Source organism: Burkholderia sp. Tr-862 (assembly GCF_011753085.1).
Classification (GTDB): domain Bacteria; phylum Pseudomonadota; class Gammaproteobacteria; order Burkholderiales; family Burkholderiaceae; genus Burkholderia; species Burkholderia ambifaria.
Map to the genome: position 1 here is coordinate 1 of NZ_VWWG01000301.1, position 3,483 is coordinate 3,483.

A 3,483-nucleotide genomic window follows, 5' to 3' on the forward strand; every position below is an offset into this window, starting at 1 on the left:
CGCCGCGGCACTGCGCGACTGGGCATCGATCAGCGTTCATTCGCCCGCGCTCGCCGGCGACCCTGCGCTGCAGGCGACGCTCGCGCAGATCGATCCGCGCGCCCGCCCGGCCGCCAGCGTCGACGCGTGCGTGCGCGACGCCGACGTCGTGATGCTGTGCACGTCGTCGGGCACGCCGGTGCTCGCGGACGGCGTGCTCACGCGCCCCGCGCTCGTCACGTCGATCAGCACCAACGTCGCGCGCGCGCACGAGATCCCGCCCGCGTGGCTGCCCGACATGGACGTGTATTGCGACTACCGCCACACGACGCCCGCCAGCGCGGGCGAGATGCAGATCGCGGCGGCCGCGCACGGCTGGACGCCCGAGCAGATCGTCGGCGACCTGCCCGCGCTCGTCGCCGGCACCTGCGCGGCACCGTCGCGCACGCGTCACGCGTTCTTCCGCTCGATCGGCCTCGGCCTCGAGGACATCGCGATCGCGCACGCGCTGTACACGCATCTGACGCGCGCATGAGCAGCACGCGCACGCGGGGCCGATACAATGGCGCAACCGCCGCGGCGGCAGCGCGCGGGCGCACGGACATGCCGGTCGACGGTACGCCGGCGCGCCGCGCCGACGCACCGCCCGGCCCCCGCTCACCCGAGATGGCGATTCCGATGCGCAAGAAGCAATCCCCCGTCAAAGACCTGCTGCTCACCCGCTATGCGCCGATCGCCGATGGCATCGCGGCGCTGTTCTTCCCGTACGCGGAAGTCGTGATCCACGACCTGCACGACCAGACCGTGCTGTACCTCGCGAACAACCTGTCGAAGCGCGAGGTCGGCGACGACTCGGCGCTCGAGGAAATCGATCATTCGGCGCGCGAGCGCGTGATCGGCCCGTACGAGAAGCTGAACTGGGACGGCCGGCGGATGCGCTGCGTGAGCAACGTGCTGTTCGACGACGAAGGCCGCCCGGTCGGGATGATGTGCATCAACTTCAACATCGCGGTGTTCGACGACGTCCGCGCGACGCTCGACGTGTTCATCAAGGGCGCGGGCATCGTCGCGCAGCCCGACGAACTGTTCCGCGACGACTGGCAGGAGCGCATCAACACGTTCCTGCACGGCTGGCTGCGCGAACGGCAGGTTGGCCTGAACGGCCTCACGCGCGAGCACCGGCGCGAACTCGTCGAGGCGCTGCACGCGGAAGGCGCGTTCCGCGGCAAGAGCGCCGCGAACTACGTCGCGAACGTGCTCGGGATGGGGCGCGCAACCGTCTACAAGCACCTGAAGCATCTGAAGGAAACGCAGGGCGACGCGTAAGGGGCGCGCTCCGAAGCGTCGCAACATAAAGTGATATAGTCGCGGTTACATTTATTTGCCGCCCTACCGCCCATGACGACCACCCCTGCCCCGACTGCCCGTCCCACCCTGACCGTCGAGATCTGGTCCGACCTGATCTGCCCGTGGTGCTGGATCGGCAAGCGCCGCTTCGACGAGGCGCTCGCCGCGTTCGCGCACGCCGAGCACGTCGACGTCGTGCTGCGCGCGTACCGGCTGATGCCGGGCCAGCCGGTCGAGCCGGTCGAGGCGATGCTCGCGGGCAAGTACCGGATGTCGCCCGCGCAGGTCGACCAGATGCTGCGCCAGGTGACCGACGCGGCCGCGAGCGTCGGGCTCCGCTACGACCTGCCCGGCACGTCCGTCGGCGACACGCTCGACGCTCACCGGCTCGTGAAGCTCGCGGAAGCGACCGGCCGCGCCCATGCGCTGACCGAACGCCTGTACCGCGCGTATTTCTGCGAGCACGGCTCGCTGTTCGACCACGCGGCGCTGATCGACTTCGCGGTCGAAGCGGGGCTCGAGCGCTCGGCCGTCGAAGCCGTGCTACGCAGCGACGCATACCGCGACGAAGTCGAGGCCGACATCGCGCGGGCCGCGCAGATCGGCGGACGCGGCGTGCCGCTGTTCGTGTTCGGCGGCCGCTACGCGGTGTCGGGCGCGCAGCCGGCCGACGCGTTCGCGCAGGCACTCGAGCAGGCGTGGCGCGACGGCGCGATCGTCGAATTCGCCGGCGACGACGCGGCCGCGTGCGGCCCCGACGGCTGCGAACTGCCGCCGCGCGGCTGACCTCCGGCGCCGCGCGACACGCGCGACCGCTACGTGTCGCTCCTGCCACAAACCGGCAGGAAGCGCGCACGAATGATGTCTACAATGCAGCCTTTCAAATATCTATCAGAAGGCTGCCGGCCCATGACCCACGGGATCCATGGCGAGAAGCGCTGGTACGCGCTGATCGTCCTCTGCCTCGGCGTGCTGATGATCGTGCTCGACAGCACGATCGTGAACGTGGCGCTGCCGTCGATCAGCACCGACCTCCACTTCACCGAGACGGCCCTCGTGTGGGTCGTGAACGCGTACCTGCTGACGTTCGGCGGCTGCCTGCTGCTCGGCGGCCGGCTCGGCGACCTGTACGGCCAGCGGCGCATGTTCCTCGCCGGCCTCGTCGTGTTCACGCTCGCGTCGCTCGCCTGCGGCCTCGCGCAATCGCAGGCGATGCTGATCGCCGCGCGCGCGGTGCAGGGTTTCGGCGGCGCGATCGTGTCGGCCGTGTCGCTGTCGCTGATCATGAATCTCTTCACCGAACCAGGCGAACGGGCACGCGCGATGGGCGTCTACGGCTTCGTCTGCGCGGGTGGCGGCAGCATCGGCGTGCTGCTCGGCGGGCTGCTGACCAGCACGCTTTCGTGGCACTGGATCTTTCTCGTCAACCTGCCGATCGGCATCGCGGTCTATGCGATGTGCGTCGCGCTGCTGCCGCGCATGCGCGCGCCGGCCGGCACCGCGCGGCTCGACGTCGCGGGCGCGATCACCGTGACCGTGTCGCTGATGCTCGCGGTCTACGGGATCGTCGGCGGCAACGAGGCCGGCTGGCTGTCGACCCGGACCGTCGTGCTGATCGCCGCAGCCGTCGTGCTGCTCGCGCTGTTCATCGCGATCGAGGCGCGCGTCGCGCATCCGCTGATGCCACTCTCGCTGTTCGCCGCGCGCAACGTCGCGCTCGCGAACGTGATCGGCGTGCTGTGGGCCGCCGCGATGTTCGCGTGGTTCTTCCTGTCGGTGCTCTACATGCAGCGCGTGCTCGGCTATGGGCCGCTGCAGGTCGGGCTCGCGTTCCTGCCGGCCAACCTGATCATGGCCGCGTTCTCGCTCGGGCTGTCGGCGCGGATCGTGATGCGCTTCGGGATCCGCGGCCCGATCACGGCCGGCCTGCTGATCGCCGCGTGCGGCCTCGCGCTGTTCTCGCGCGCGCCGGCGGACGGCAGCTTCGTCTGGCACGTGCTGCCCGGCATGACGCTGCTCGGCATCGGCGCGGGCGTTGCGTTCAATCCGGTGCTGCTCGCCGCGATGAGCGACGTCGACCCGGCCGATTCGGGGCTCGCGTCGGGCATCGTCAACACCGCATTCATGATGGGCGGCGCGCTCGGCCTCGCCGTGCTC

The 3,483-nt window shown here is 70.2% G+C and carries 3 protein-coding genes and 1 pseudogene; all 4 read left to right on the forward strand.

What is annotated here, in order from left to right; translation table 11 throughout:
* Positions 1-514: pseudogene (locus tag F3J14_RS34095) on the forward strand (ornithine cyclodeaminase family protein); the annotation flags it as partial.
* Entirely contained in the window at positions 511-1,305 is a 795-nt protein-coding gene (locus F3J14_RS34100; RefSeq protein ID WP_166726650.1) for a PAS domain-containing protein, read from the forward strand. The pseudogene F3J14_RS34095 and the gene F3J14_RS34100, both read left to right, overlap by 4 nt.
* Before the next feature lie 72 nt (positions 1,306-1,377).
* Positions 1,378-2,112, forward strand: a complete 735-nt coding sequence (locus F3J14_RS34105; protein ID WP_166726651.1) for a DsbA family oxidoreductase — start codon at positions 1,378-1,380, stop codon at positions 2,110-2,112.
* Between the two features lie 123 nt (positions 2,113-2,235).
* Positions 2,236-3,483, forward strand: a 1,248-nt coding sequence (locus tag F3J14_RS34110; RefSeq protein ID WP_166726652.1) for a DHA2 family efflux MFS transporter permease subunit, incomplete at its 3' end; no start/stop codon positions are given.